This is a genomic window from Halarchaeum rubridurum (assembly GCF_014647115.1).
GTDB lineage: Archaea > Halobacteriota > Halobacteria > Halobacteriales > Halobacteriaceae > Halarchaeum > Halarchaeum rubridurum.
The window spans coordinates 1-1,972 of sequence record NZ_BMOO01000017.1; the positions used below are offsets into that span (position 1 = coordinate 1).

1 tRNA gene and 1 rRNA gene are annotated in these 1,972 nt (G+C 58.5%); both read right to left on the minus strand.

The window, feature by feature from the left end:
- Positions 1-110 precede the first annotated feature (110 nt).
- Positions 111-182, minus strand: a tRNA-Ala gene (locus IEX84_RS14475).
- A 114-nt stretch (positions 183-296) separates the two neighbouring features.
- A 16S ribosomal RNA gene (locus IEX84_RS14480) occupies positions 297-1,772 on the minus strand.
- Positions 1,773-1,972 lie beyond the last annotated feature (200 nt).

Below are 1,972 nucleotides of genomic sequence, written 5' to 3' on the forward strand. Positions count from 1 at the left end.
CGCAGGTGAACGCGGGAGCGTACATCGACCCTTCCCAGTCGCGCTCTCGCGGACTGGTGCATCAGTCGAACCCACGCTCGTCTCCGTAACGGACACGGGCGTGGAGTCTATGGACCCACTGGGATTCGAACCCAGGGCATCCTCCTTGCAAAGGAGGCACTCTACCACTGAGCTATGGGCCCATCCCCCATCCCTGGAGGAAAAGCGTTAGCCTCGACGGTCTTAAGTGTCCGACTGGCGCGACCCGCGTCGCGAAGTGGGTCGAATCCCCAGAAGGAATTCGATCCCGAGTGCGTTGGAGGTGATCCAGCCGCAGATTCCCCTACGGCTACCTTGTTACGACTTAAGCCCCCTTGCGGAGCCCAGATTTGACCACCGGACGGTGGCCTCATCCGGACCCCACTCGGGTGCTTTGACGGGCGGTGTGTGCAAGGAGCAGGGACGTATTCACCGCGCGCTCTTGACACGCGATTACTACCGAATCCAGCTTCATGAGGGCGAGTTTCAGCCCTCAATCCGAACTACGACCGAGTTTAGGAGATTAGCTCCACCTCTCGGTGTCGCAACCCACTGTCTCGGCCATTGTAGCCCGCGTGTAGCCCGGCTCATTCGGGGCATGCTGACCTACCGTTGCCCGTTCCTTCCTCCAGTTTGGCACTGGCAGTCCGCCTAATGTACCCAACCACCACATGGGTGTTGCTGGCAATTAGACGTGCGGGTCTCGCTCGTTGCCTGACTTAACAGGACGCCTCACGGTACGAGCTGACGGCGGCCATGCACCTCCTCTCAGCAGCTTCGGGTAAGGTCGTCAACCTGACCGTCATTACTGCTGTCGGAGCCGGTGAGATGTCCGGCGTTGAGTCCAATTAAACCGCAGGCTCCTCCGGTTGTAGTGCTCCCCCGCCAATTCCTTTAAGTTTCATCCTTGCAGACGTACTTCCCAGGCGGTCCGCTTCTCGGCTTCCCTACGGCACAGCACAGGCTCGTAGCCTGTGCCACACCTAGCGGACATCGTTTACAGCTAGGACTACCCGGGTATCTAATCCGGTTCGAGACCCTAGCTTTCGTCCCTCACTGTCGGATCCGTCCTTCCGAGGTGCTTTCGCCATCGGCGGTCCGTCCAGGATTACAGGATTTCACTCCTACCCCGGACGTACCCCTCGGATCTTCCGGTCCCAAGCCAAGCAGTTTCCGCTGGACGCCCACCCGTTAAGCGGGTGGATTTCCCAACGGACTTGCCTGGCCAGCTACGGACGCTTTAGGCCCAATAAAATCGGTCATCACTCGGACTGCCGGTATTACCGCGGCGGCTGGCACCGGTCTTGCCCAGTCCTTATTCGTGAACCACCTTACGGTTCACAAAAGTGTGAGCTCTATGCCCACACACTCGGAGTCCCCCTATCGCACTTCCGTACAGTGTAAAGGTTTCGCGCCTGCTGCGCCCCGTAGGGCCCGGTATCTTGTCTCAGATACCGTCTCCGGGCTCTTGCTCTCACAACCCGTACCGATTATGGGCACGGTGGGCCGTTACCCCACCGTCTACCTAATCGACCGCAGTCGCATCCTGTAGCGCCAAAGGCGTTTCCGGCTCGAATCAATCTCCAGACCTCGAGCGTTATGACGTATTAGCCTCAGTTTCCCGAGGTTATCCGTCGCTACAGGGTAGCTTGACCACGTGTTACTGAGCTTTCCGCTACGAGTCTAAACTCGTGCAACTAGCATGGCTAAATCGGACTCCGATAGCAATGACCTCCGGCAGGATCAACCGGAATGTGCTGGAGTGTAACTCCAGCTCGGCGGGAACAAAGGTTCCGCTGGTTGCGACACGAAGTCACACCAGCCGGATGTCACTGACCATCGAGGCTAACATCAGATCCCATCTGTACGGCGGACCGCAGGGGTGGAATCCTCATTCCTTCGGACCTTATCGTACTCCATACGGGTACTTCAACCCGTCGAAGCCCGAATCGGT